The following is a 24,628-nucleotide window of genomic DNA, read 5'->3' on the forward strand; positions in this document are numbered from 1 at the left end:
CCGCTCACGGCTTCGGGGCCATGAAGACCAGCAGGGCGAGGCGCTCGCTGCCCGCGTTGCGCACGGCGTGAGTCGCCCCGGCCGGCGCGAGGATCGCGTGCCCCGGGCCGAGGTTACGTTCGGCATCGCCGACGCGGAACGTGCCTGTCCCATCGAGGACGAAATAGATCTTGTCCGCATCGGCGTGCGCGTGCCCGGCCTGTTCCTGGCCGGGCTCGAGCCCGTAGACGTCGCAAAACATCCGTGGCGTATCGAACAGGTTCGTCTTCCTCAGCTTTTCCGGGCCGAAGGCTACCGCGCCCAGGGCATCCTTGAACACCTCCATTGCAAACCTCCGTTGTCAGCGCACAGGGTTGACTGGCGACGGTCATACCCGCTACGCAGGTCGGTGAACAGGTCAGTTCTTCGAGGAATTTCCAGGAGGCTACAGGCATGCGTCCGACCAGGGGCGATATGCAGGCTGCCCTGCAAGCGCACGGCAGTCGCATCGAGCGCTATCGACAGGGTCAACTCACCGACGATCAGTTCCGGGCCATTCGACTCAGTCACGGCCTCTACTATCAACTCGATCACACCAGCTACATGCAGCGCATCAAGCTGCCGGGCGGAATCGTCTCCGCGGCACAGGCCGACGAGCTTGCGGCGATCGCCGACGATTACGCGCGCTCGGTGCTCCACGTTACGACGCGGCAGGACATCCAGTTGCACTGGGTGACCATCGGCGACGTCCTGCCCATCCTCGAGCGCTTGCTGGCGGTCGGCATCTCGACGCGCGGGGCATGCTCCGACGCTCTGCGCAACGTCACGGCGTGCAGCCACAGTGGAGTATGGTCCGGCGAGTTGTTCGGCGTGACGCCCTACGCCTTCGCCGTCGACGAGTACTTCCGCTTTCACCCTCTGAACCTCACCCTCCCGCGCAAGTTCAAGATCGGCTTCGGCAGTTGCCCCTACGACTGCGTTCAGACGCGGGTTAACGACATCGCCTTCTTCCCCCACATTCGCGACGGTCGCCACGGTTTTTCCGTCTATGCCGGGGGCGGACTCGGCTCGCAGCCGCTGCTGGCGCAGCTGGCTCGCGACTTCATCCCGGCCGAGGACGTCCTGATCGTCGCCGAGGCCCTGGTGCGCCTTCACCACCGCGACGGGGAACGCGCCAACCGGCGGAAGGCGCGTCTCAAGTACGTGTTTCAGCGTCTCGGCGCGGCGCGTTTCCTGGCGGAAATGGATGCGCTGGTGGAGACCGTCGCAGCCGAACAGGGCGATGCGCTGCGGGCCGATCTGGTCGAGATCGTCGAGAGCTTCAAGCCGGCCGCGCCGAGCCTGCCGGGCGCGCCCGCCCCGTCGCCAACGGACGGACCGTTCGCCCACTGGTTGCGCACCAACACCTTTGCGCAGAAACAAGCGGGGTATTACGGAGCGATCGTCCGGCTGCCCCTCGGCGACGTGACCGCCGCTCAGCTTCGCGCCCTGGCGGAACTGACCCGACGCTACGGCGCCGGACAGCTACGCACCATGAACGACCAGAACATCATGGTCCCGTGGGTCGCCGGCGACCGCCTCCAGGCGTTCTACGACGGCATCCGGGCCATCGAGCTGGCAACACCCGACGCCCTGCACATCACCGACGTGGTTGCCTGTCCCGGAGCGGACTTCTGCAGCCTGGCGGTGAGCCGATCGATGAGCGTCGCCGAGGCGATTCGCAACGAACTGCTGGCCACGAACGGTAACGTGGAAAGTCTGGGCAACTTTCGGATCCGGATCAGCGGCTGCCCGAACTCGTGCGGCCAGCACCACGTCGGCGACATCGGGCTCACCGGCCTGTCCCTGAAGGGCGCCGACGGGCAGCATCACTCGCACTATTCGATGTTGCTCGGAGGCCGCGTTGGGGAAGATGCCTCGGCCGTGGGCAAACGCGTCCCGCTGCGCGTTCCGGCCACACAGGTGCCGAAGGTCGTGGCGGCGCTGGCCGACGAGTACCGTCGCACCCGCCTGCAAGGCGAGCGTTTTCCGGAGTTCGTCGACCGGGTCGGCGTCGACCGCCTCACCGAGGTCGCCAAGGCGGTGGCGGAGGTGCCGGCGCCGCGCCTGTGATACGGTCTGACGCACGATGGTGCACAGGCGCTCGCTTCTCGGAATGGGTTGGTCGATCGCGGTCGGTCTGGCCTGCCTGCAACTCGGGATTGCCGGTTGCAGCGACTGTAACCTCGAGGTCGCCACCACCTCGTTACCCAACGCCACCGTCGGCCTCGCCTACCAGTTCGGACTTCGTTCGCGGTGCGGCGGCGATGCGTGGTTCCTGTCCGACGGGCAACTGCCGCCGGGCATCGGTCTCCTCCAGAACGGCACCCTGCGCGGCGCGCCGACCGCCGCCGGCACCTACACCTTCGTCGTCGAGGTAGTCGACTACGACGGTTGGTACGCCGCCGATACGGCGTTCAAGGGGCTATCGCTGACGGTCGTCGACGCCCCGACCCCGCAGCCCACGCCCAGCCCCACCCCGACCGCCACGCCGCCACCGCCCTGAGCGATCGATGCGGGCACCCAACATGTCGTCTGGCAGCACGATCGAGCGGAGCCATGCCCAAGCCGTCTCTTCGGCGGCATGCCGCGATCAGTCGTCAGTCGCAACCGGGGAGCGCCGCGGTAAGAGATCGCCGACGGCAACGCTGGCGTCGGGAAACGCCAGCAGCGCAACGCGTTCGCCGGGCCCCACGGTCGTGCGCTCGCCGTAAAGACGCGCGACCGCGTCCGGGGTGCGAAAGACCTCGACGCACTCCTGCCGAAGGTTAACGATCCAGTACTCCGGCACAGCCGCCCCAGCGTAGATCCGCGACTTGGAGAGGCGGTCCTGCTTGAGCGACGCATCCGACACTTCGACGACCAGGAGTGCCGACCTCGGATGGATGTCGTCGTAGTCCTCGATCCGCCCCCTGAGCACGGCAACGTCCGGCTCGGGAACGGAGTCCGCACCGACGACGAGCGGCATCTGCTCGCGGATCACCGCACGGCTGCCGATCGCCGCACGCAGCGCGCATGCCACCCGGACGATCCCAGAGGCGTGCGGTGGGTCCATCGGCGGCTCGGCAACGATGACTCCGTCGAGGAGTTCGACCCGGTCGTCCTCATCGAGGACGCCCTTCTTCATCAACTCGAAGTATGCCTCGGCGGTATAACCGCTGTGCTCCGCGTACCGTTCGCCCACCCGTTCTGCTTACCACGCCTGGCCGGCAGCGCCAACGGATCGAGCGCGTTACGCATTGCATCGATCGCAGAACCCACCCCACCGGCACGGGCTCCCAGGCTCGCCCGTCCAGATTCCGACGTCCGCCCCCTCGACTCCGGACTCGCCGCCGCCCCCTTACCCGAGCAGCGTCCGCGCGATCACCTTCAACTCGAGTATCGGCTTCACTCCTTCGAAGATCGGCAGCACGTTCGCATCTACGACGTAACGCGAGATCGGAAACTCCTCGGCGTAGCCCCAGCCGCCGTGAATCAACTGACCTTCCTGGGTCAACCACACGGCGACATCGCAGGCGAACAGCTTCGCCATTGCCGCCTCCAGCGCGGCGCCCTCGTCCTTGTCCATCTCCAGCGCCGCCGCGTACGTGAGCTGACGGGCCGCCATCAAGTTGGTCGCCATCCGCCCCAACTTGTACTGCGTGAGCTGGAAGTTGCCGATCGGCTCACCGAACTGCTTCCGATCGCAGGCATACTCGGCCGTACGCTCGAGCGCCGCCTGTGCCAGGCCCGTGGCGCGGCCGCCGGTCTGCAACCGGCCCGCCGCAAAACCGCTCATCTGCAGGTAGAATCCCTTGCCGAGCCCCTCCTCCCCGCCGACGAGACCGTCGGCGGGAACGAAGAAATTCTCGAAGCTCAGCGTGAACGAGTGCATACCCCGATAGCCCGGTGTCGCATCGGCCTTGCCGACCAACACCCCGCCGCCCGGCTGTCGCATCTCGAAGCTGTGGCCGGGAAAGGTGTCCTTCGGAACAATGAACTGCGACAGGCCGCGCGCCCCCTTCTTCATGTCGGGGTCGGTACGCGCCAGCAGACAGATGACATTGGCCCGCCCGGCAAACGTACACCACGCCTTCGCTCCGTCGATCAGCCAGCCCTTTTGCCCGCCGGCCTCGCCGCGTTCGGCGCGGCACTTAACGGCAGCGACATCGGAGCCGGTATCGGGCTCGGTCACGGAGATCGCGACCATGGTTTCTCCCGAGGCGATCTTCGGCAGCCAGTGCCGCTTCTGCGCTTCCGTGCCACCCTTCAGAAGCGCTTTGGTGAGGATCTCGGGACGCGTAATGAGACTGCCCGCCGCCGCCAGGCTGCACCGCGACAGCTCCTCGGTGGTAACGATCATCGGCAGATTGCCCATGCCCTGTCCGCCGTACTCCTCCGGAATCGCCATACCGAAGAAGCCGAGTTCGGCCATCTCGCCGATGATCTCGTCCGGCACCAACTCGTCGTGACGGTGGATACGTTCGGCGATCGGCAGTACTTCGGCCTCGGCGAACTGCCGTACCGAGTCGCGGGTCATCACGGCCAATTCGTTGTCGATCCACGTGTGATTGACGCCACGCTGCTGCATGACGTGGCGGCCGATGGTCCGCACCCGCGCTTCCTGCACGCCGGCACGCACGATGCCCTTGACGGTCGGATCGGCCAGGGTCCGCCGCAACACGTCGTCGCCGAGACCGAAATCGTCCGGGTAGGTGTCGACCTGCGCGCTCAGACGCGCCGCGACGTCGGCGGCAAACACCGCGGCCATCTCCCCAATCGTGCCATCCCCTCCGCTACGCTCCAGCCCGCTCTCGGCATAGGCGAGCAAATCCTTCGCCGCGCGCACTTCCGTCGCGGCATAGGCCAGCCGTTCGGCGTGCACCTGCATGGCATCGATGTCCTTGCCGCCATTGGTGCGCTTCCGCCCCACCGCCAGCGCTTCCTGAACGGCCGTGTCGACCGCGTTAACCACTTCGCCGACGCCCTTTAGATCGACCGGAGATACGCTCGCTTCCGCCATCGCTACTCGCCCTTTCCTCTGAGGATTGACCCGCGCCCGCAACGGGCCGCGACGATGCCCCTGTGTACCATCGAGGGGCAACCCTGACCAGTACGCCCGCCCCATTAGCCTCGTCGCGCGTATGCCGCAGAGGCGCTTATTTGACCTTCGCAAGCGAAAAGGGTACCGGCTTTCGTTCGCCCGGCGCGCCGGCACGGCGCGGAAGGACGCGGCGGACCGTAGCTTCAAGAGCAGAGGACGGGTCGATGCGCTTTTACGAATACGAATCGAAGCGACTGTTCGGAAAGTACGGCATTCCCCTGCCGACGGGGTCGAAGGTCGCCAGAACGCCCGCGGAGGCCGGCGCCATCGCCACCGAGATCGCCGGCCCCGTGGTGCTCAAGTCGCAGGTGCTCACCGGCGGCCGGATGAAGGCCGGTGGCGTGCTGTTCGCCGAAACCGCGGCCGAGGCGGCGCGCGCGGCCGAGAAGATCCTCGCCCTCACCATCAACGGCCACAAGCCCCGCGGCGTGCTGGTCGAGGCGCGGGCCCCGATCGCCCAGGAATACTACCTCGGCGTGACCTGGGACGGCGTCAACCGCTTGCCCGTGATGATCTTCAGCGACATGGGCGGCATTGACGTCGAAGAAGTCGCCGAGAAGCACCCCGAGCATATTGCCAAGCGCAACTTCTCAACGCTCTTCCCGTTTTCCGACTTCATGGCCAAGGAGTTGATCGCGTCGATCGGCATCAGCGGTTCCGATCTCAACCGCCTGACTCAGATCGCCGCCACCCTGGCGCGGGTCTTCCGCGACCACGGCCTGACCCTGGCGGAGATCAACCCGCTGGTGCGCCTGCATGACGGGCGTTTCCTTTGCCTCGACGGACACGTCGACATGGAAGACGATGCCCGCGACACCCAGAAGGGGCTCCTCAGGGAGCTTGGCATCGATCCGGCCGAGAAGCGCCAGGCCCGTCCGCCGTCGCAATTCGAGATCGACGGGGCGGCGGTCGACGCCGTCGATCACCGCGGCGTCGCCGGCAACGTGGTCGAGTTCGACGGCGACCTGGGTCTGGTCATCGGCGCCGGCGGCGGTTCGCTGACCTTGTTCGACGCCATCCGCAAGCACGGCGGCCGGCCCGCCAATTACTGCGAGATCGGCGGCAACCCCAGCGTCACCAAGGCGTGCGCCCTCACCAAGCTCATTCTCGCCAAGCGGGGGGTGAAGAAGATCGCCGTGATGATGAACGTCGTCTCCAACACCCGTGTCGACATCGTCGCGCGCGGTGTCATCAAGGGGGTCGTCGAGTCGGGGTTCGACCCGGCCGAGAAGATCGCCATCTTTCGCATACCGGGGTCGTGGGAAACCGAGGGCTTCAAGATCCTCCGGCACTACGGCGTCGAGTACTGCGATCGCTCCGTTTCGATGTACGAAGCGGCCGGACGCGCCGTCGCCAAGATGAAGTGAAGGGGTAGCGGACCATGTCGATTCTGATCACCAGGGACACCACCTTCATCATCCAGGGCATCACCGGCCGCGAGGCCGTCAACATGACCCGGGAGTGCCTCGACTACGGGTCGAAGATCGTCGGCGGCGTCACCCCCGGCCGGGCCGGACGCGACATCTACGGCGTCCCCGTCTACGATACCGTGGCCGCGATCGCCAAAGAGAAATCCGTCGACGGCTCGGTCATTGCCGTCCCGCCCGCGTTCACGCGCGACGCCGTGTACGAGGCCCTCGAGTGCGGCATCAAGATATTGGTGATCGTCACCGAGCGCATCCCACGCTACGAGGTCGCGCAGATGGTCGAGCTGGCCCGCCTCCGCGGCGCCCGCATCATCGGCCCGAATTGCCTCGGCGTGCTGTCGCCCGGGGAAGCCAAGATGGGCGGCCTCGGCGGACGTGCCGAAGATGCCCGCAAGGCTTTCACCAAAGGCCCCATCGGCGTCATGTCGCGTTCGGGCGGGATGACGACAGAGATGTGCAACACTCTGACTGCCGCCGGGCTCGGCCAGTCGACTGCCGTGTCGATCGGCGGCGACGCCGTCATCGGCTCGACTTACGCCGACCTGATGCCGCTCTACGAGGCCGACCCGGAAACCATGGCGATCGTGATCTACTGCGAACCCGGCGGTCGCATGGAAGCCGAGCTGGCCCGATACGTGGTCGAGCGGAAGTCGCGCCTGCCGATCGTCGCCTTCATGGCCGGCCGCTTCATGGATGAAATGCCCGGCATGCGCTTCGGCCACGCCGGCACGATCGTCGAAGGCAAGGCCGATACCACCGCCGAAAAGATCGCCCGACTCGAAGCCGCCGGCATATCGATCGCCGAACGCATCGAAGATATTCCGGCGCTGGTCAGGAAGAGGCTGGGAATATGACGCGCACCGTCACTCGCGTGCGCGATCAGGCTATCACGGTGGTGGGCTCTTGAGCTGTCAAGGTGTTACCCGGTCAGGACTTGAAGGGACGTCGCATGGCGCTGTTCATTAACGTCGAGGTCGATGCCGCCGTCGCCAGGGATGGCGAGCTCGTCAAGAAACTCATCGAGGTGTGCCCAGTAAACATCTTCGCCACCGGAAGCGGCGGGGCGCTGCAGATCGTCGAGCCGAATCTCGACGAGTGCACGCTTTGCGAGCTCTGCCTCAACGCCGCGCCGCCCGGGACCGTGCGCGTCGTCAAGCTCTACGGCGACAAGGAAGTCCTCACCCGAAAGGCCTAGCCCCCCGGGGGTGGTTTGAACCGCCTCGGCGATTCCCCTACGCTGCGAGAGGGCGCGCCCGCCATTGCCCGACGCGCGCCGCGGGATAATCGAGGAGACCTATCGATGGCGGAGAAACAAGACCGAGCCGACCAGGAACGCTGGCGCCAACTCGCCACCAGGGAGCGCAAGGGCGCACCTCCGGACGAGCTGGTCTGGCACACCCCGGAAGGCCTCGACATCAAGCCGCTGTGGACGCGCGCCGACGTCGAGGGGTTGGAGTTCCTCGACACCATTCCCGGCGCCTTTCCGTTCCTGCGCGGCCCCCGCGCCACTATGTATGCCGGACAGCCGTGGACGATTCGCCAGTACGCCGGCTTCTCCACCGCCGAGGAATCCAATTCCTTCTACCGCGCCAATCTCGCAGCCGGGCAGATGGGTCTCTCGGTCGCCTTCGACCTGGCCACCCATCGCGGTTACGACAGCGACCACCCGCGCGTCGTCGGCGACGTCGGCAAGGCCGGGGTGGCGATCGACTCCGTCGAGGACATGAAGATCCTTTTCGACGGCGTGCCGCTCGACAAGATGTCGGTCTCGATGACGATGAACGGCGCGGTTCTGCCGGTGCTCGCCAGCTTCATCGTCGCCGGCGAGGAGCAGGGCGTGCCGCAAGCGAAGCTTACCGGCACCATCCAGAACGACATCCTCAAGGAGTTCATGGTCCGGAACACGTACATCTACCCGCCGGGACCCTCGATGCGGATCGTCGCCGACATCATCGAGTACACCAGCCGGCACATGCCGCGGTTCAACTCGATTTCGATCTCCGGCTACCACATGCAGGAAGCCGGAGCGACCTGCGACCTCGAGCTCGCCTTCACCATCGCCGACGGCCTCGATTACGTCCGCGCCGCCCTGTCCAAAGGCCTCGATATCGACGCCTTCGCCGGCCGCCTGTCGTTCTTCTTCGCCATCGGTATGAGCTTCTACATGGAAGTGGCCAAGCTCCGCGCCGCCCGCCTCCTGTGGGCCACGCTCATGAAAAAGCACTTCCAACCGCAGCAGGCGACCTCGTTGATGCTGCGCACGCACTGCCAGACTTCGGGCGCAAGCCTGACCGAGCAGGACCCGTACAACAACATCGTCCGCACCACGGTCGAAGCCATGGCGGCAGTCATGGGCGGCACCCAGAGCCTCCACACCAACTCCTTCGACGAGGCGCTGGCCCTGCCAACGGACATGTCGGCCCGGATCGCCCGCAACACCCAGCTCGTTCTCCAACTCGAAACCGGCATCCCCCGCGTTGTCGACCCGTGGGGAGGCTCGTACTTCATGGAGTCGCTCACGCACGCGCTGGCCCGCAAGGCGCTCGGCATCATCGAGGAAACCGAGGCGCTCGGCGGCATGACCAAGGCCATCGAGTCCGGCATGCCCAAGCTGCGCATCGAAGAGACCGCGGCGCGGCGCCAGGCCCGCGTCGACCGCGGCGAGGACATCATCGTCGGCGTCAACAAGTTCAAGCTGCCCGAGGAACCGGAGATCGATCTGCGCGAGATCGACAACTCCGCGGTGCGCGAGGCGCAGATCGCACGCCTGAACAGGATTCGCGCCACCCGTAACGCCGCCGCGGTCGACGCGGCCCTGAACGCGCTCACTACCGCCGCCGCCGCGGGCAACGGCAACCTGCTGGAGTTGGCCGTGGCGGCAGCCCGCGCGCGAGCCTCCGTGGGCGAGATCTCCGCAGCGCTGGAGAAGGTGTTCGGCCGTTATCGGGCCGAGATCCGCTCCGTTTCGGGCGTGTACGGCGGCCAGTACGGTGACGATGCGGAATGGGCCACTCTGCGTGCCGCGGTCGACAGGTTCGCCGACGAACATGGCCGGCGCCCGCGCATGCTGGTGGCGAAGATCGGCCAGGACGGTCACGACCGCGGCGCCAAGGTCATCGCCTCGTCGTTTGCCGACCTCGGTTTCGACGTCGACGTCGGCTCGCTGTTTCAGACCCCGGAAGAAGTTGCGCGCCAGGCGGTGGAAAACGACGTCCATGTGGTCGGCATCTCCACGCAGTCCGGCGGGCACAGGACACTCGTGCCCGAACTGATCGTCGAGCTGCGCAAGCTGGGCGCCGACGACATTATCGTGACCGTCGGCGGCATCATTCCCCCGAAGGACTATACCTTTCTGGAGAAGGCGGGGGTCAGGGCGATCTTCGGGCCGGGGACCGCGGTGCCCGCCGCCGCTCGCAAGATCCTCGCGCTGCTGGCACCCGACGGAGGACTGACAACGGATGCCGCCGCCGGCGCCTAGCAGCGCCCCGATCGCGCTGGACACTCTCGTCGACGGTATCCGCGCCGGTCAACGACGGGCGCTGGCCAAGGCGATAACCCTCGTCGAGAGCACCCGCGCGGATCATCAGGATGCCGCGCAGCGCCTGCTCGAAACGCTGCTGCCGCAGACCGGTAAAGCCACGCGCGTGGGCATCAGCGGCGTGCCCGGCGTCGGCAAGAGCACTTTCATCGAAGCCTTCGGTCTCTATCTCCTCGGCGCCGGCCACCGCGTCGCCGTTCTGGCCGTCGACCCGTCCAGCGCCCGTTCGGGCGGCAGCATCCTCGGCGACAAGACCCGCATGGCTCGTCTCTCCGCCGCCCCGGAAGCCTTCATTCGCCCGAGCCCGGCAGGAGGCTCGCTCGGCGGCGTCGCCCGCCGTACCCGGGAAGCCATGCTGGTGTGCGAGGCCGCGGGATACGACGTCGTCATCGTCGAAACCGTCGGCGTCGGGCAGTCCGAGTTCACCGTCGCCTCGATGGTGGACTTCTTTCTCGTGCTCATGCTCGCCGGCGCCGGCGACGAGTTGCAGGGCATCAAGAAGGGCATTTTGGAAATCGCCGATGCGCTCGCCATCAACAAGGCCGATGGCGACAACGTGCGTCGCACCGAGCAGGCCCGCGCCGAGTACCGCAGCGCCCTGCGCCTCTTCCGCCACGCCAGCCCCCACTGGGACCCCCCGGTCGTCACCGTCAGCGCCATCGAGCAACGCGGTATGGATACCGTCTGGTCGATCGTGCAGGATCACCGCGACAAGCTCACCGCCTCCGGAGAACTCGCGGCCAAGCGGCGCGAACAGCAGTTGGCCTGGTTTTGGAACATGCTCGACGCCGGACTCAAGACGCACTTCCTCGCCCGTCCGGACGTCGCGCGCCTGCTGCCGGAAATCCGCAAGGCGGTCGCCGAGGCCACCCTCACCCCCACCGAAGCCGCCCGCAGACTGCTGGCCCTGCTCGATCGCAACGGGGCGCCGCCCGAAACCGCCGGGGCGCCGCGGCGCACGCGCAGCGCCTGACCGCGCCGACCGCGATGCACCGTTCGACCCGGAATGCCGCGACCTCGACCGACCCGCGCGGGTTTCCCCCGTGGACGTGGAAAATCCCGGAGTACTTCAACATCGGCACCGCCTGTAGCGACGCTCACCTCGGAACCGACCGTGCCGATCGACCTGCCGTCGTCGTCGACGACGACACGCGCGGCGTACGCCAGCTCAGCTTCGCCGAGCTCGCGGACCGCACGGGGCGCTTCGCCCGGGCGCTGCACGATCGCGGCATCGGCCCCGGCGAACGCGTGCTCATCCGCCTGCCGAACTGCATCGAGTACCCGATCGCGTTTCTGGGCGCGATGAAAGCCGGCGCGGTTCCGGTGCCCACGTCGATCCTGCTCACCGCCGAAGAGGTTATCTTCCTCGCCACCGACTCCGGCGCCGGCGCCCTGGTGACCGACCTGGCGACGTGGAACGCCATGCACGTCGAGTTGGAGCACTTGCCGCAACTGCGCCATGCGTTCATCGTGGGTAACGGCCCACCCGCGCCGGCGCACCGGTTGAGCACCGCCAATCTCGCCGAAACGCTCGCCCGCACCGGCCCCTGCCAGGCGCCTTACCCCACGCGCGGCGACGACCCGGCGTACCTCGTCTACACCTCGGGCACGACCGGCTACCCGAAAGGAGTGCTGCACGGCCATCGCGCCCTGCTCGGCCGGCAGCCGTCGTCGGAGTACTGGTTCGACTTCCAGCCGGGCGGAGACCGGGTCTTGCACTCGGGGAAGTTCAACTGGACCTACGTACTCGGCACCGGCTTGATGGATCCGCTGTACCGCGGTCATACGGCGATTCTCCGCGAGGGAGTCAGCGATCCCGCCGCCTGGCCACGGCTGATCGCCAGGCACGCCGCAACGGTATTTATCGGGGTGCCGACCCTGTACCGGCAGATCCTGCAGAAGACGGCCTGCGGTCGGGCCGACGTCCCGACCCTGCGCCATTGCATGTGCGCCGGGGAGCAACTGACCCGGGAAATCCTCGCCGGCTGGCGGGAACGTTTCGGTCTCGACATCTACGAGGGTCTCGGCATGACCGAATGCTCGTACTACCTGTGCGAGACGAAGTCGCGCCCGATCCGGCCCGGTTCGGCGGGGTTCGCGCAACCGGGGCACGACGTCCGTCTCCTCGATCCCGAAACGCTGCGCCCGGTCCCCGTCGGCGAAGAAGGCGTTCTGTGCATCCCGCGCACCGATCCTGCACTGATGCTGGGATACTGGAATCGCCCCGAGGAAACCGCCGCCTGTTTCCGGGCCGAGTGGTTCGTCACCGGCGATTACGCCCGCTGCGATGACGACGGATATCTGTGGTTTCTCGGTCGCCGGGACGACATCATCAAGAGCTTTGGGTACCGCGTCTCGCCGGTCGAGGTCGAACGCGTGCTCAAGGATCACCCGGGAGTCGTCGATGCCGCCGTGGTCGGCGAGCCTCGCGCTGGCGGTAAGGTGCTCGTATCCGCTTACGTCATCCTCAAGCCCGACAGCGGGCTTGGCGTGGACGACGTACTGGCTTACGCGGGCGGCCGCCTCGCTTCGTACAAGGCACCACGGATCGTTTACGCCGTCGACGATCTGCCTCGCACCCGCAACGGCAAGGTGTCGCGCCGCGGCCTCAAGCCGGAACTCGCCGTTGCCGTGGCGCCGGCGCCTTCTTAGCCTTCTTGCGTTCGCGGGGTATTGCCTGTCCCGCACGTGTCTTGTACCCACAACAGTACGACAAGGAGGAAACGGGTGAAAGAATACGGACTGTTCATCAACGGCCAATGGGAGGCCGCGAAAGGCGGCAAGACCGCATCGACGATCAACCCCGCAACCGAGGAGCCCTGGGCCACCGTCGCAGTCGCCGATCGCGACGACGTGCGCAAGGCGGTCGCCGCCGCCAAGAAAGCCCACGACACCGGCGTCTGGCGGAACAAGTCGCCCGAGGAACGCGGCGCGATCCTGCAAAAGGTCGCCATGGCAATCTTCGAACGCCAGAACGAACTGGCCGAGGTGGAGGTCATGGACGGCGGCGGCACGATCCGCAAGGCGATGGCCATGGATGTGCCCGGCACCGCGCAGACCTTCATGCACTTCGGCCAGTTCATCTGCGGCGACGAATACAAGGCCATGCTGCAAGAGGACTACGAAGAGCAGATGCCGGTCCCCAGCCGGAACCTGGTCGTCCGCGAACCCATCGGGGTATGCGCCGGCATCACGCCGTGGAACTTCCCGATGATCATGGCATCGTGGAAGATCGCTCCGGCCCTGGCCGCCGGCAACACCGTGGTCATCAAGCCGGCTTCGGTCACCTCCGTGTCCACGCTGATGCTGGCGGAAATCTGTACGCAGGCCGGCGTGCCGGCGGGCGTGGTCAATGTGGTCAGCGGACCGGGCGGGACCGCGGGCGAGGAACTGGCGACCCATCCGGACATCGGCAAGGTCGCGTTCACGGGGTCGACCGAAGTAGGCCGGCGGATCATGCAACTCGCCGCCGGAACCCTCAAGAAGGTCACCCTCGAGCTCGGCGGCAAGTCGCCGAACATCATCCTACCCGACGCCAACCTCGACACCGCCGCCCTCGGCGCCCTGTTCGGCACGTTCATGCACCAGGGCCAGATCTGCGAGTCGGGCACTCGCGTGCTGGTCCACGAATCGATACACGATGCGTTCCTGGAGAAGATGATCGCCGGAACCAGGCGCATCCAGCTCGGCAACACGCTGGACCCGTCGACGAGCATGGGACCGGTGGTCAGCGCCGCACAGCGCGACACCGTCGAGCAGTACGTCAAACTCGGCCACGAACAGGGCGCCAAGTGCGTGATCGGCGGCAAGCGTCCGGCGGCCCTGCAGAAAGGCTATTACTTCGAACCGACCATCTTCGATGGCGTCGATAACAAGATGCGTATCGCGCAGGAGGAGATCTTCGGCCCGGTGGTGTCGGTGATTCGCTACAAGGACGAAGATGAAGCGGTGCGCATCGCCAACGATTCGGTCTACGGCCTCGGTGGCGCCGTGTGGTCGCAGAACAACGAGCGCGCCCTCGCCGTGGCGCGACGCATCGAGACCGGCACGGTGTGGATCAACGACTATCACATGATCAACATGCGCTTCCCGTTCGGCGGCTACAAGCAAAGCGGCGTCGGCCGCGAACTCGGGAAGTGGGGTCTCGCGGAGTATCACGAGGTCAAACACATCCACATCGGCGAGAACACGCCGCCCGAAGGCAAGATTTACTTGCAGTTGTTGTTGAACTGACGATCGTACCCGAGTGAACGAACTCGCAGCGGATTAAACGAAAGGCCTGAGCACCAGCACCCAAGCCCCGGGGAGGGCGAGCCGCGACCGTCCGACGCCGGCTCGCCCTCCCAATCCGATCTCTTCGCACGGCACGCGCATCCGCGGAATTGGTAAGTCAAGCACGATGCCTACGATCAGCATTACACAGCGCGCGGCCGAGGTGGTGGAGCGTTTGCGGCAGTCGCGCACGGGAGCGCTCACGTTCACCATCGACGGCGGCTGTTGCGAGGGTACTGCACCGCATCTATTCGAGAATGCCGTCATCACCTCGACGGCCGCGCACGCGGGGGAAGTCGCCGGCGTGCCGGTCTACCTGCAGGCCGCCATGGCCCCCCTCTACGACGACGCGGACGTTACCATCGACGTGATCGACGATCCGATGTCGGACTCGATGTCGCTGGAAACCGAGCTTGGCCTGCGCTTCGTCCTGCGCCAGAACCGCGCCTGCTCCCTCGGGTCGTCCGACTGACGGCCGTCGCCCACGTTGGGCTACGAGGTCAGCGATTCTTTGTATTGCGCGAAGAAATCCGATGGGGAGGGCGAGGCTCCAGCCGAGCCACCGTCCTGTCGCCGGAAATCGTCGCGCCCGGCAAAGAATCCGTGCACGTACGCGGGCCGGATGGGATGCGCGGCCGAGTACGAGTACGTATGCGAGCACGGACCATTGGGTTGCCGGCGAAGCCCGCGCTAGTCGTACGATTCATAAATGGGGGGCATTATCGTCCATCTCCCGCTCCGCCATGATAAGCCGATCGTGAAGGCGATGGAGATGCGAATAGCGCAGGAGATCACACTTACACCTACGGAACGATCCACGCTGGAAGGCTGGTCGGCAGGACGCGCGATTGCGATGCGTCAAGGCGAGCGGGCCAAGATCATCTTGCTGGCGGCCGACGGCCGGTCGAACCAGGAGATCGCGGCGCGTCCGCTGACGGCACGTAACCGGGGGCTTACCCCGCGAGGGGATTCTCCCACCGCAACCCCGGAAAGCGGGCGAAGTCGCCGTCGGTACTGCACAGCGTCAACCCGTGCTCGATCGCCAGCGCGGCGAGGTGGGCGTCGGCCACGAGCTGGGTGGAACTCGCCACTCCCCCCAGAAACCCGCCGAGGATTTCACGGTGACGGTCGGCCGTCCCCGGAATCCACACGTTCGGGAGGTCCAGCCACCGTGCCACGCGAGCCCAAGCATCCGGCATCGCCATGGGATTGGGAAAGATCCGCGGGTTCGTACCGATGCGGAGAAATGCCAGGAGACTCACCCAGGGCAGCCCGACCCGGAGCGGGTCATTGAGCCGGCCGTCCAGCCACGCCAGGGCTGCCGGGTGCTGCGGGTAGTCGGTGACGGTTGCGTACAGCAGAAGGTTGGCGTCGACCAGAATCACCGGAAGTCCTCGCCCTCGGCGAACGCGAGGACGTCGGAGATGTTGTCGAGGTTCTTGAGTCGTGGCGGTCCGAGCGACATCGGCTGCGTGCGGAACGGTTTGCGCGGCGCCGTCGCCCGCGCATCCAGGGCACTCAGCCCGGCCCGCAGCACCGCGTTGACGACCTGCTTGAGCGGCTCTCGCCGCCGGCGCCGGAGACGTTCCAGCGCGACCGCAACGTCGTCGTCGAGAGTGAGCGTGGTCCGCACGCACCACCGCATATTGGGTTGATGCCTTGATGTCAAGCCGAGAGTGCTCTGGCGCAGGGAAGGCAAACGACAGCAGGAGCAAGGTGGGTTCTCCGGCCGCCTTGCTCGATACCCGCGCTCCACTCGCCGCGCCGTGTGCGTCCGCGGGTCGACGGTGCGCGTAACCGGCTCAGACCGGGGTCGCTTCGATGCACACGAACGGAACGGTCAAGACCAGGCCGCCCGAGGCGCGCGCCGTCTCGTTGAGTCGCGCTTCGAGAACGGAGAAGATCTCGTCCACGTCGGCGCCGTCAGCCACCAGCCGCCAGGGACCGAGGAAGGCCAGGCGAATGAAGAAGTGATTGAAGAGGGCCGTGCCGTTCACGTAGCGCAGGGTGAACGTCGTCTCTTCGCAATGCACCACGGAGAATCCGTGCGCGGCCAGCCGATCACGCAGGAATGCGGGCGGCTTCCGCTTTGTGCGGATGTGCTCGTGCAGTTTCCGAATCGAGTCGTGCCGGCTCCGTTCGCGCAGCACCGCCTCGTACTGCTCGTAGAACTCCCGCATCGTATCGGGCAGATTGACGGTCAACACCATTTGCGAGGCCGCGCGCGCAACCCGCCTGCACTCGGCGAGCGAAGCGTCGAGGTCCGCCACGTTGTTCAGCCCGTTGTTGGAGACGATGGCGTCGAAGCGCCGGTCATGGAACGGCATCGACTCGGCCAGGCCGGCAAGAAATTCGACGTTGGCGGCTTGCAGCAGTCCGGCCTTCGCCTTCGCTCTAACGACCGCCGCATGCCAGGGGTCGAGACCGTACACCATGCCGGAGCCGCCGAGGCGCTGGGCGAGCTCGATGGCCGGAAAGCCCGTGCCGCACCCGACATCGAGCACGGTCAGCCGCTCGCGATACCGGAAGCGGTCGAGCAACGCCTGTCCGAACGGCGCCGACCAGATTGGGAGTTCGTCGAAGATCTCCGGCAAGCGCGGATCGTCGAGCCCGAAGGCGGCCGCGGTCGTCATCGGAAGTTGTCTACCGGATTAACCGGAAGAACGCACCCGTCGCCGCCCGGCCCCGGAGCCCCCCGTGTCCCCCCCTTTCCCCAAACCGCAGCATGGGGCAGAAAGCGATTATTCCACCGAAGGAGCGATCCCATGTTCAGCCACATTATGGTCGGGAGCAACGACCTCGACGCCTCGAAGAAGTTCTACGACGCCGTGCTGGGCACGCTCGGCCTGGGCCCTGGCATCACCGATGACAAAGGACGGTTCTTCTATCTCTCGCCGCACGGCGTGTTCGCGGTGACCAAGCCGATCGACGGCAAGCCGGCCACGGCAGCCAACGGTGGCACCATCGGCTTTAGCGTCAACGACCCGGCCACGGTGGACGCCTGGCACGCCGCCGGGGTCGCCAACGGCGGTACGACCTGCGAGGACCCTCCGGGGGTGCGCGAAGGCGGGCTCGGCAAGATGTACCTTGCCTACCTCCGCGACCCGGCCGGCAACAAGCTCTGCGCGCTGCACCGCATGGCCTGACCCGCATCCGGTCGGTTAAGGGAGTCCGCGCTGCGGCGAGGCGATGCCGGCACTCGGGCGGGAGTGTCGGCGTCCCTTCTGCCCGCGTCCACCTTCGTGGCAACGACCGACATTGACCGTCGGCGTGCGCCGCGTCACAGATTAGGGCGATGGTGAGCGCGGGCCTTACAGTTACGCGTCGCAGCGCGGCGTTGCGCGGTGTCGGCGTCATTCTTGCGGCCTCGCTGATGTTCGGATCGATGGCGGTCTGTGTGCGGGTGGCCGCCGCCGAAGTGCCGGCGCTGCAGGTGGCGTTCGTACGTTTCCTCGGCTCGTTTGCGGTGTTACTCGCGGCAACGCGCGGCCGCAACCTGCGGCCCCGGCCCGGCAACCTGCGGCCGCTGCTCCTGCGGGGCCTACTCGGCGGCAGCGCGATCTCCCTTTACTACCTCGGCATTGGCTGGGCGGGGGCGAGCCTGGCCACGCTGCTCCAATGCACGTATCCGGTATCGACAGCGGTGATTGCGACGACCGTGCTGGGAGAGCCGTTCTCCTCGCGCGCGGCCGCAGCACTTGTACTGAACCTGCTCGGCGTGGTCGTGGTGGTCGGCCCCGGGGGACCCACCGGCGGACAGGCGACCCTGGGGTGTCTGGCCGCGTTGGGCTCGTCGCTGTTTGCCGGGGGTGCGGTGGCAACGGCACGGCATCTCCGCGCTTCGGAAAACGCGGCTTTGATCACCACTTACTTTATGGCCGTCGGTGCCGCGATGACGGCCCCTGCTCTCCTCGTCGGCGTGAGCGTGCCGTCGCCGGCCGTAGCGCTGGCTCTGGTCGGCGTCGTGCTCACGTCGGTCAGCGGCCAGTGGCTCCTGCACCACGGCCTGGGGTACACCTCGGCTACCCAGGGCAGCGTCGCGGCGGCAACCACGGTCGTCACTGCCGCGGCCCTGGAGTCAGTCTCTTTCGGTACCGATCTCGGCCCGCACCTCATAGTCGGCTCGCTGCTCATGTTCGCTGCCGTCGGCCTGGTGAGCCGTCAGAGATGAAAGGACGATCTCTAACGGTGAGACCGCCGGCGGCTCCGCGCACCGTTGCCGCCGGGCTACGGCACGCTTCGCCCTCAGACCCCTCCGCCACCAGCGCAAAGAAGAAGTGGTCGCCGCGCCCGCGCGGCGCGTTGGTGCCCCCGATCCCGAGGCAGAGCGAGGAGGATAACGGCTTTACCTCGTCGTAAAGCACCCGGCGCAGCGGGCCCGGCAGGCGCGAGACCGCGTACTCCAGACGTATCGTTTCCGTATCGCGCCACCGCGAACGTCCCGGCGCGGCGGTAAAGCGGCCGGCGCCCAGCGCCGGGTGGAAAAAGAACCACCGGCTCCGAATGAAATCGACGCCGAACGGCAGCACGCGGAACCCGAGCCACTGCAAGAAGTGGGTCACCGGCGCCGCCGGGTCCGGTGCGTCGAGCCACGCGAGGAAGACGCCGCGGTAACACGCGCTCGGGACGGTTACTGCACGCGGGGCCGCGTACAGCGCTTCGATCTCGGCGACGCTGCATCGCGCCAGCGCAACCAGCGAGGGGGCGGGCGGCGGAGATACCCGCATCACCCGACTGCGATGCCCCCGGGCTCGAACGCGGCGGCCGGGTTCTCCCAGACGTGCGAGAGATCGACCATCGTCGGCGAATTGCACGACGAGCACCGTTCTGCGTCCGCGCGCAACTGGCGGAACCGCGGCATCTCCAGAATCTCCGCCAGCGGCGTTACGCGGATGTTGGCGATCGGCTGCGTGAGGTCGAGGCAATACTCGGCATTGCCGCGGCCGTCGATGAACATCACCAGCTTGGGCATATGGCAGCGGTATCCCGGTCGTCCGGAAATGAAGTAGTCGAAGTACCGTTCCGAGTTGAGAATCGGCGCACCGGCGCGCTTCTTTTCCAGGAGCGACGAGCAGAGCGCGCGCAACTCCTCGCGCGGCAGGCCCATCTCGGTCGCCACGATCGGAGCGCCGTCGCCGTTACGGTAGTCGGTAATGACGTCGAACGAGATCTGCACGTCGAGGCGCGCCGCCAGGTCGAGCAGCTCGTCGATCTCGTCGACGAGACCCTTTTGCACGCAGCAGTTGAACTGCAGCGAAACGTCCGGGTAGCGCTCCTTCACCATGCCCACGCCCTCGATGGCGCGATCGAACAAACCGGGAAGGCCGCGAATCGCGTCGTGCCGCTCGGGTTTCGCCGAGTCCAGGCTGATGATCAGCATGTCGATGTGCGGGAGCACCTCGTCCATCCGTTTCCGCAGGTACCAGCCGGTGGTGAACAGCAGGATCGACATCCCCGCCTCTCGCTTCATGAAGCGCACCACGTCGCCGAGGTCGCTGCGCAGAAAGGGCTCGCCTCCGGACAGCGCTGCGGCAACGAAGCCCGCGTCGCGCGCTTGCGCGTAGAACCGCTGCAGGTCCGCCAGGGGCACGTCCTCGCAGTCGTTGTCGCGCCACAGACAACTGGCGCACGAACACATACAGCGGTTCGTGATGAAGTGTCCGACGATGAAGGGGCGACCGTCGTCGCGCTGCCGCGCCGCAAGTGCGGCGCCCAGAACCCGTTGCAGAGCTTCCTGAGTCGCGAGGCTCAGTTTCCTCATGAGCGATCCCCCTGGTCAGTTCGCACGCCAGTGGCGCTTCGTTTCCGACGCATCTTTCACCTTCGACCGGTCCCGGTCCATAACCCTTACGTACCATTAGTGCCCGATACTGCCGCTAAGGGTCAACCTGTGGGTATGCGCACTACCGGCGTGCGCTCGGCTTATTCCTCCTCGAACCCCTGACTCGTGAACTTCAACTGCCGGCTGTTCTCCGTCGCCGTCCGCACCACGTTCTCGGGGGCCCCCTGCGGGATCGTCGCGGCGATCTCCAACGTGACCTGCACGTCCGCGCCGACCAGCCCCGCGAGGTGGGCGATGACCTCGTCGGCGATCTTGCTAGCGTCGCGGCCCACCCTCGTTGAGGCAAGCGTGACGGTCCCGTGGAAGCGCGTCAGCTTGCGCACCGTCGGGCCGGGCTTTTCGCGTTCCGGTGGCGGCGGCGGGACAGCATCCTTCGAGACGATCACCACCATCGATGCCTGCTGCGTGTCGGTCGCCGCCGTGACCGCGTACTCGCCCACGGCTTCGCCAGCCGTGAACACGCCGTCGGACTGGATCGCGCCGCCGGTTGCCGTCCAGCTCACACGGCCCGCCGGGGAGCGTTAGCCGTTGCGGTCTACGAACATGGCCCGGAACGTCACCCGGTCGCCCGGCTTGATCTGCGGGCGGTCTCGGCGCGGCTGTCCAGTTTGATGACCAACTCCTCCGCTGCGGCAGTCTCCCCGCCGGCTTCGAGGGCTCGCGTGAGGGCGGAGCAACCCGGTCTTCATCTTCTCAACTCCGTCCCCGTTTCAAACCGGAGACAGCGGTGAACAGCGCGCTGTCGAGTCGAGGGCACGCCCGGGGGCGCCGATCCGTCTCTCACCACCAAGGCAGTGCATCTAGCGCTCAGCGAACGGCCGCAGCCAGACCTTCGGCAGATCGAGCGCCTTGTCACCGCGTTCGTGGTTGATGATTGCCATACCAACCCCTTCATTCGTCCCTGGCGGCGAGCGCTTTCAGGGCGGGGAGGATCGCCGGGATATCGTCCGTCGCGGTTCTCCACACGGTATCCGGGTCGATGGTCGAGTAGCCATGAATCAGCCGGTTGCGCATCGAGACTATGTCCCTCCACGGAACCTCCGGCGTCGCAGCGCGCGTCTCGGTAGATACCTTGCTTGCCGCCTCGCCCATGACCTCGATAGCGCGCACCAAAGCGCGGAACAGGATTGGGTCCCGGTCGAGGTCCTCGCGGCCTCGTCCTGTAATGAAGGTCGTCGCATGCTCGCCCTCCTCGATCATGTCGAGGATCCGCACGCGATCCTCACGCCGCATATTGCACCTCGGCCGTGCGCACCACCTCGTCTCGGAAATGTCGACTCAGGTCTGCGGGCGTCCGCAGATCGACCTTGCGCCCAAGCATGTCCGTGAGTTCGTTCTCCATCCCGGCCAGTCGGATGAGGCCGGGCGTGCAACCGTCATCGAACTCGACCAGCAGGTCGATGTCGCTGTCGGGGCGCATGGCGCCTTTCAGCGCCGAGCCGAACAGCGATAGCTTGCGAATGCGGTGGCGGCGGCAGAAGGCCGCAAGTGCGTCGGGGGCAACAGGCAACCGGCGAGTCATGACGATGTCTTCTCCGAAACCTCCTTTACACGAAAAGCTCCGGTTCTGCCTGCTCGCGAGGGGTACGCGCCAGCCGCACAATCTCCGGCCAGCTCTGCACGAGGCCATTGTACAACAGCGCCTCGACGGCGCGCTTCTTGCGCTCGCAGATCGTGTACAGGCGGTAGGCCAGCTCGCGGGCGGTCTCGGCGTGGCGGCCCAGTTTGGTGACCAGCTCGGCCGCCGCGCTCTCGCCGCCAGCTTCGAGGACGCGAATCAGCTGGTGGACGACCTCCCACGCCGTGAGGCGCGCGTCCGTGGCCGGGTCCCAGCTCGCGGGCAGCTCTGCGGGCGTCAACAGGCGCACCTTGCCGGCTTTCGAGACGAGGATGCCCGCCGCCACCATGCCGGCGACGCTGGTGTTCTTGGCCTTGGAAAGCGTCTCCGCCACGCCGTACTCGCCGTCGGCAAAGCCCGACTGCTCGAACCACGCCAGCGCCCATCGGCTGTCGGCGTCGAAGTCCCCCTCCTGCTCGGCCAGCACCTCGTCGAGGGTCTGGTTGATGAGTGAGAGCGCCTCGCGGACGGAGAGTGATTTGCCCTCCGCGTCGAGCACTTTCGCGTAGCGAGTGTACACCCCCATGCCGGGGCCGATGGCGGCCTGCGCCAAATCGACCGGCACTATGTTGCTGCGCTGGAGGTGGGCGAGGGCCGCAGGCAGCTCGGCCTTGAGCGCGGTGACGAACTCGCGGCGGGTGGCGGTGGGGGCATCGGCGGCGCGCGGACGGCAGACGAGGACGATGCTGGAGGCGAGGGCGTTGATCCCGGAGCCGATCATGCGGTTGCCGAGCTCGGTGCGCATCGGCCAGGTGCCGCTGATGGCGAAGCCGGCTTCGATGACGGCGGCCAGGAAGGTGTCCCATCCGGTGCTGGCGACCCCTGGGTGCGCGGGCCTCCGGCCCGCTCTCCTCCCCACGCACTCCCAAAGGGCCACTCCTCAGCTCTGTTACACAGTCCCGCCTTGACCGGGTTCTCGCGGATATACTGGCGCACAGCGGTGAGGTGTTTCTCATCGCGAACAAAGCGATCGTAGTAGTCCGCCATCCAGAACTTCCCGGTCCGACCCAGGATCTGGTTCGCTTTCTTGGCGGTGAACGACTTCCACGACTGGACAACGTCGCCGAGAGCATGCCCTGGCACGGTCTCCACCAAGACATGGACGTGGTTGGGCATGATGCACCATTCCAGCAGGCGGTAGCGTTCCCCGTCGAAGTGGCATAGCCCTTCTTCAACGATCGTGGCGATTTCCGTCTGCCGTAGATGACACGCGCCATGACCGGCGTCTTCGTACTTGTCGATGTGGTCGCGGAGCTTGGCCAATTGCTCATCGCCGGCAGGAGGGGTGTTCAGGATGCCCAGTTCCTCGCGCCATTGCTGTAGCAAAGACGCGGGAACACTGTCGTGCAGGCGGAAGGTGATGCTCTGGACCAGGCCGGGTTGATCGAAGTGAGGGTGGTAGCCACGGGAATGCCATCCTGTGGGGGAATGCGGGCCAGAGGCCCGCGCACCCAGGGCGTCGCGCTGCACCCGCTCCCGCGCCTCCTGCACCAGATCGGAGAACGTCGTCAGCGCCACCAACTGGCGGGGGGTGAACAGGTCGCCGAAGGTCGTGAGGCCGTAATTCGGCGTCTTGAAGTCGCGGGTGTTGTCGGGCAGCGGCATATCCGGCTTCCACTCCGGCTTCACCTTCTGCGCTGTCGCTACGTGCTCCGGCGTCGGGGAGAGATAGACTCGCCCGCGCTCACCCTCGGCGACAATCGCCATCAGTCGCGCACCCATGCGGCCAGACTTGCCCTCGGATCGGATGTGGTCATAGGTTATCGGCACGCCTGAGATCAGGCACTTGAACGCGCTCCGCTTGCCGGCAGTGGTGCCGATCTTTGCGGATTCGGGGTCCTTCGGCTTCCCCACCTTCACCGTAAACCGGTAGCCTGGGACCGCGGGCGTCCCGCCCGCTTCTTCTTGCGGGCCGGAGGCCCGCGCTCCCAGGGTCAGGACCGGCTCGACGTACGCCTCCTTGCCCGCCTTGGTGGAAAGCATGAAGGTCGACGCGAGCGGCACGGCCACGTGAGCGAACGCCGGGTTGGGGCTCTTCACCGTCCGCGCCCACAGCCACGCGATGACGGTCAGCCGGTGCGAGGAGAGAGTGGAGAGGAGTGAGGAAAGAGTCGGATGACCGCAGTCTCTCGCTAGCTGCTCCCCATACTCACTCCTCACTCCTCTCGACTCGTTCCTCTTCCACTCCTCCACCTCCTCTTCGCCGAAGTACCGGCCCGACCGGGCGTCGCGCCACGCGCCGATCTTCGGGTACAGGTGGCCGATGCGCTTCTCGGCCTCGTCGCGCATCCACCGGCCGTAGTAGCGGACGTCCTCGGCTAGTCCCTGGGCGCCGCGCCAGGGGCGAGGAAAGAGTGAAGAGGAGTGAGAAGAGAGTGGGGTCAGCTTTGGCGGAAGCGGCGGCGGAGAGTGGTCAGCATGCGGCTGACTTCGTCCAGCAGACCTCTCAGTCTGGTTGTCTCCGCTTCCGGGAACCAGGCAACCTGCTCGCATAGCGTCAGGAGCGTCTCCGCCTCCGCCAGCGAGCCCTGCGCGATCGCCAGAAACTGAGCCTTCTCCTTGTTCGACTCCCTCGTCCAGCCCTCTGCGATGTTCGCCGGAATCGAGACCGCGGCCCGCGTGATCTGCGATCGCATCCCGTACGTTTCCTCCCTCGGAAGCCCTGGGGCCAGGCGATAGACCTCCCGCGCCGCTTCCATCGCCTTCTGCCACACGATCGTGTCCCGGTAGTGCATCCTCCCTCCTCCCTACTTCCGGTGCAAGCGGGCACATGGGTAACAGAATAGACCGGGCACATGGGTAACACTTCATGGCCGGTCCGGTCTTCGGT

General features: G+C 66.5%; 23 protein-coding genes and 3 pseudogenes. 12 read left to right on the forward strand and 14 right to left on the reverse strand.

Annotated features, from left to right (window positions below):
- Nucleotides 1-4 precede the first annotated feature (4 nt).
- Entirely contained in the window at nucleotides 5-325 is a 321-nt protein-coding gene (locus tag L6Q96_06915; GenBank protein ID MCK6554304.1) for a cupin domain-containing protein, read from the reverse strand.
- 107 nt (nucleotides 326-432) lie between these two features.
- Here L6Q96_06915 and L6Q96_06920 point away from each other — a divergent pair, with 107 nt between their 5' ends.
- Together L6Q96_06920 and L6Q96_06925 are read left to right on the forward strand one after the other, a co-directional pair.
- Nucleotides 433-2,091, forward strand: coding sequence for a nitrite/sulfite reductase (locus L6Q96_06920; protein ID MCK6554305.1), 1,659 nt, complete (start codon nucleotides 433-435; stop codon nucleotides 2,089-2,091).
- A gap of 43 nt (nucleotides 2,092-2,134) precedes the next feature.
- Nucleotides 2,135-2,524, forward strand: a complete 390-nt coding sequence (locus L6Q96_06925) for a putative Ig domain-containing protein (GenBank protein ID MCK6554306.1) — start codon at nucleotides 2,135-2,137, stop codon at nucleotides 2,522-2,524.
- Nucleotides 2,525-2,611: 87 nt separating this feature from the next.
- On the opposite strand, the gene L6Q96_06930 is transcribed toward L6Q96_06925, so the two are convergent.
- Both L6Q96_06930 and L6Q96_06935 read right to left on the reverse strand, forming a co-directional pair.
- Nucleotides 2,612-3,202: a Uma2 family endonuclease gene (locus L6Q96_06930; protein MCK6554307.1), complete on the reverse strand. Its 591-nt coding sequence runs from the start codon at nucleotides 3,200-3,202 to the stop codon at nucleotides 2,612-2,614.
- 156 nt (nucleotides 3,203-3,358) lie between these two features.
- Nucleotides 3,359-5,020 (reverse strand): acyl-CoA dehydrogenase family protein, encoded by a 1,662-nt coding sequence (locus tag L6Q96_06935; GenBank protein MCK6554308.1) that lies wholly within the window; start codon nucleotides 5,018-5,020, stop codon nucleotides 3,359-3,361.
- A 245-nt stretch (nucleotides 5,021-5,265) separates the two neighbouring features.
- On the opposite strand from L6Q96_06935, the gene L6Q96_06940 reads away from it, so the two are divergent.
- From L6Q96_06940 to L6Q96_06975, 8 genes are all read left to right on the forward strand, one after another.
- Nucleotides 5,266-6,468: an acetate--CoA ligase family protein gene (locus tag L6Q96_06940; protein ID MCK6554309.1), complete on the forward strand. Its 1,203-nt coding sequence runs from the start codon at nucleotides 5,266-5,268 to the stop codon at nucleotides 6,466-6,468.
- 14 nt (nucleotides 6,469-6,482) lie between these two features.
- Nucleotides 6,483-7,382 carry a CoA-binding protein gene (locus tag L6Q96_06945; GenBank protein MCK6554310.1) on the forward strand — a complete coding sequence of 300 codons (900 nt, stop codon included), beginning with the start codon at nucleotides 6,483-6,485 and terminating at the stop codon, nucleotides 7,380-7,382.
- Nucleotides 7,383-7,477: 95 nt separating this feature from the next.
- Nucleotides 7,478-7,723 (forward strand): hypothetical protein, encoded by a 246-nt coding sequence (locus L6Q96_06950; GenBank protein MCK6554311.1) that lies wholly within the window; start codon nucleotides 7,478-7,480, stop codon nucleotides 7,721-7,723.
- A gap of 105 nt (nucleotides 7,724-7,828) precedes the next feature.
- Nucleotides 7,829-10,006 carry a methylmalonyl-CoA mutase gene (gene scpA / locus L6Q96_06955; GenBank protein MCK6554312.1) on the forward strand — a complete coding sequence of 726 codons (2,178 nt, stop codon included), beginning with the start codon at nucleotides 7,829-7,831 and terminating at the stop codon, nucleotides 10,004-10,006.
- Nucleotides 9,987-11,039, forward strand: a complete 1,053-nt coding sequence (gene meaB / locus L6Q96_06960; GenBank protein MCK6554313.1) for a methylmalonyl Co-A mutase-associated GTPase MeaB — start codon at nucleotides 9,987-9,989, stop codon at nucleotides 11,037-11,039. Before scpA ends, meaB begins: the two co-directional genes overlap by 20 nt.
- A gap of 14 nt (nucleotides 11,040-11,053) precedes the next feature.
- Complete coding sequence (locus tag L6Q96_06965; GenBank protein MCK6554314.1) at nucleotides 11,054-12,718, forward strand: AMP-binding protein; 1,665 nt, start codon at nucleotides 11,054-11,056, stop codon at nucleotides 12,716-12,718.
- Between the two features lie 75 nt (nucleotides 12,719-12,793).
- On the forward strand, nucleotides 12,794-14,299 hold the full coding sequence (locus L6Q96_06970; GenBank protein MCK6554315.1) for an aldehyde dehydrogenase family protein: 1,506 nt from the start codon (nucleotides 12,794-12,796) through the stop codon (nucleotides 14,297-14,299).
- A gap of 166 nt (nucleotides 14,300-14,465) precedes the next feature.
- Entirely contained in the window at nucleotides 14,466-14,810 is a 345-nt protein-coding gene (locus tag L6Q96_06975) for a DUF779 domain-containing protein (protein MCK6554316.1), read from the forward strand.
- Nucleotides 14,811-15,291: 481 nt separating this feature from the next.
- Here the strand turns inward: L6Q96_06975 and L6Q96_06980 are convergent, their stop codons facing one another.
- The 3 genes and pseudogenes from L6Q96_06980 to L6Q96_06990 form a co-directional block, all read right to left on the reverse strand.
- Nucleotides 15,292-15,723: a PIN domain-containing protein gene (locus tag L6Q96_06980; GenBank protein MCK6554317.1), complete on the reverse strand. Its 432-nt coding sequence runs from the start codon at nucleotides 15,721-15,723 to the stop codon at nucleotides 15,292-15,294.
- A 143-nt stretch (nucleotides 15,724-15,866) separates the two neighbouring features.
- A pseudogene (locus L6Q96_06985) lies at nucleotides 15,867-15,971 on the reverse strand (antitoxin).
- Nucleotides 15,972-16,140: 169 nt separating this feature from the next.
- Complete coding sequence (locus L6Q96_06990; protein ID MCK6554318.1) at nucleotides 16,141-16,971, reverse strand: methyltransferase domain-containing protein; 831 nt, start codon at nucleotides 16,969-16,971, stop codon at nucleotides 16,141-16,143.
- A gap of 132 nt (nucleotides 16,972-17,103) precedes the next feature.
- On the opposite strand from L6Q96_06990, the gene L6Q96_06995 reads away from it, so the two are divergent.
- Together L6Q96_06995 and L6Q96_07000 are read left to right on the forward strand one after the other, a co-directional pair.
- Nucleotides 17,104-17,484, forward strand: a complete 381-nt coding sequence (locus L6Q96_06995) for a VOC family protein (GenBank protein ID MCK6554319.1) — start codon at nucleotides 17,104-17,106, stop codon at nucleotides 17,482-17,484.
- 149 nt (nucleotides 17,485-17,633) lie between these two features.
- Nucleotides 17,634-18,509, forward strand: a complete 876-nt coding sequence (locus L6Q96_07000) for a DMT family transporter (GenBank protein ID MCK6554320.1) — start codon at nucleotides 17,634-17,636, stop codon at nucleotides 18,507-18,509.
- Here the strand turns inward: L6Q96_07000 and L6Q96_07005 are convergent.
- The 8 genes and pseudogenes from L6Q96_07005 to L6Q96_07040 form a co-directional block, all read right to left on the reverse strand.
- Nucleotides 18,469-19,065 carry a hypothetical protein gene (locus tag L6Q96_07005; protein MCK6554321.1) on the reverse strand — a complete coding sequence of 199 codons (597 nt, stop codon included), beginning with the start codon at nucleotides 19,063-19,065 and terminating at the stop codon, nucleotides 18,469-18,471. The two genes, L6Q96_07000 and L6Q96_07005, sit on opposite strands and share 41 nt — an antisense overlap.
- Nucleotides 19,065-20,099: a radical SAM protein gene (locus L6Q96_07010; GenBank protein ID MCK6554322.1), complete on the reverse strand. Its 1,035-nt coding sequence runs from the start codon at nucleotides 20,097-20,099 to the stop codon at nucleotides 19,065-19,067. The genes L6Q96_07005 and L6Q96_07010 overlap by 1 nt, the downstream gene beginning before the upstream one ends.
- Nucleotides 20,100-20,260: 161 nt before the next feature.
- Nucleotides 20,261-20,491: pseudogene (locus tag L6Q96_07015) on the reverse strand (hypothetical protein).
- Between the two features lie 580 nt (nucleotides 20,492-21,071).
- Entirely contained in the window at nucleotides 21,072-21,413 is a 342-nt protein-coding gene (locus tag L6Q96_07020; GenBank protein MCK6554323.1) for a DUF86 domain-containing protein, read from the reverse strand.
- Nucleotides 21,403-21,702 (reverse strand): nucleotidyltransferase family protein, encoded by a 300-nt coding sequence (locus L6Q96_07025; protein ID MCK6554324.1) that lies wholly within the window; start codon nucleotides 21,700-21,702, stop codon nucleotides 21,403-21,405. Before L6Q96_07025 ends, L6Q96_07020 begins: the two co-directional genes overlap by 11 nt.
- Before the next feature lie 25 nt (nucleotides 21,703-21,727).
- A pseudogene (locus L6Q96_07030) lies at nucleotides 21,728-22,612 on the reverse strand (hypothetical protein).
- On the reverse strand, nucleotides 22,516-23,781 hold the full coding sequence (locus L6Q96_07035) for a transposase (protein ID MCK6554325.1): 1,266 nt from the start codon (nucleotides 23,779-23,781) through the stop codon (nucleotides 22,516-22,518). The pseudogene L6Q96_07030 and the gene L6Q96_07035 overlap by 97 nt, the downstream one beginning before the upstream one ends.
- Before the next feature lie 398 nt (nucleotides 23,782-24,179).
- Nucleotides 24,180-24,533 (reverse strand): four helix bundle protein, encoded by a 354-nt coding sequence (locus tag L6Q96_07040; GenBank protein MCK6554326.1) that lies wholly within the window; start codon nucleotides 24,531-24,533, stop codon nucleotides 24,180-24,182.
- Nucleotides 24,534-24,628: the final 95 nt, after the last annotated feature.

It is taken from the genome of Candidatus Binatia bacterium, from assembly GCA_023150935.1.
GTDB lineage: Bacteria > Desulfobacterota > Binatia > HRBIN30 > HRBIN30 > JAKLJW01.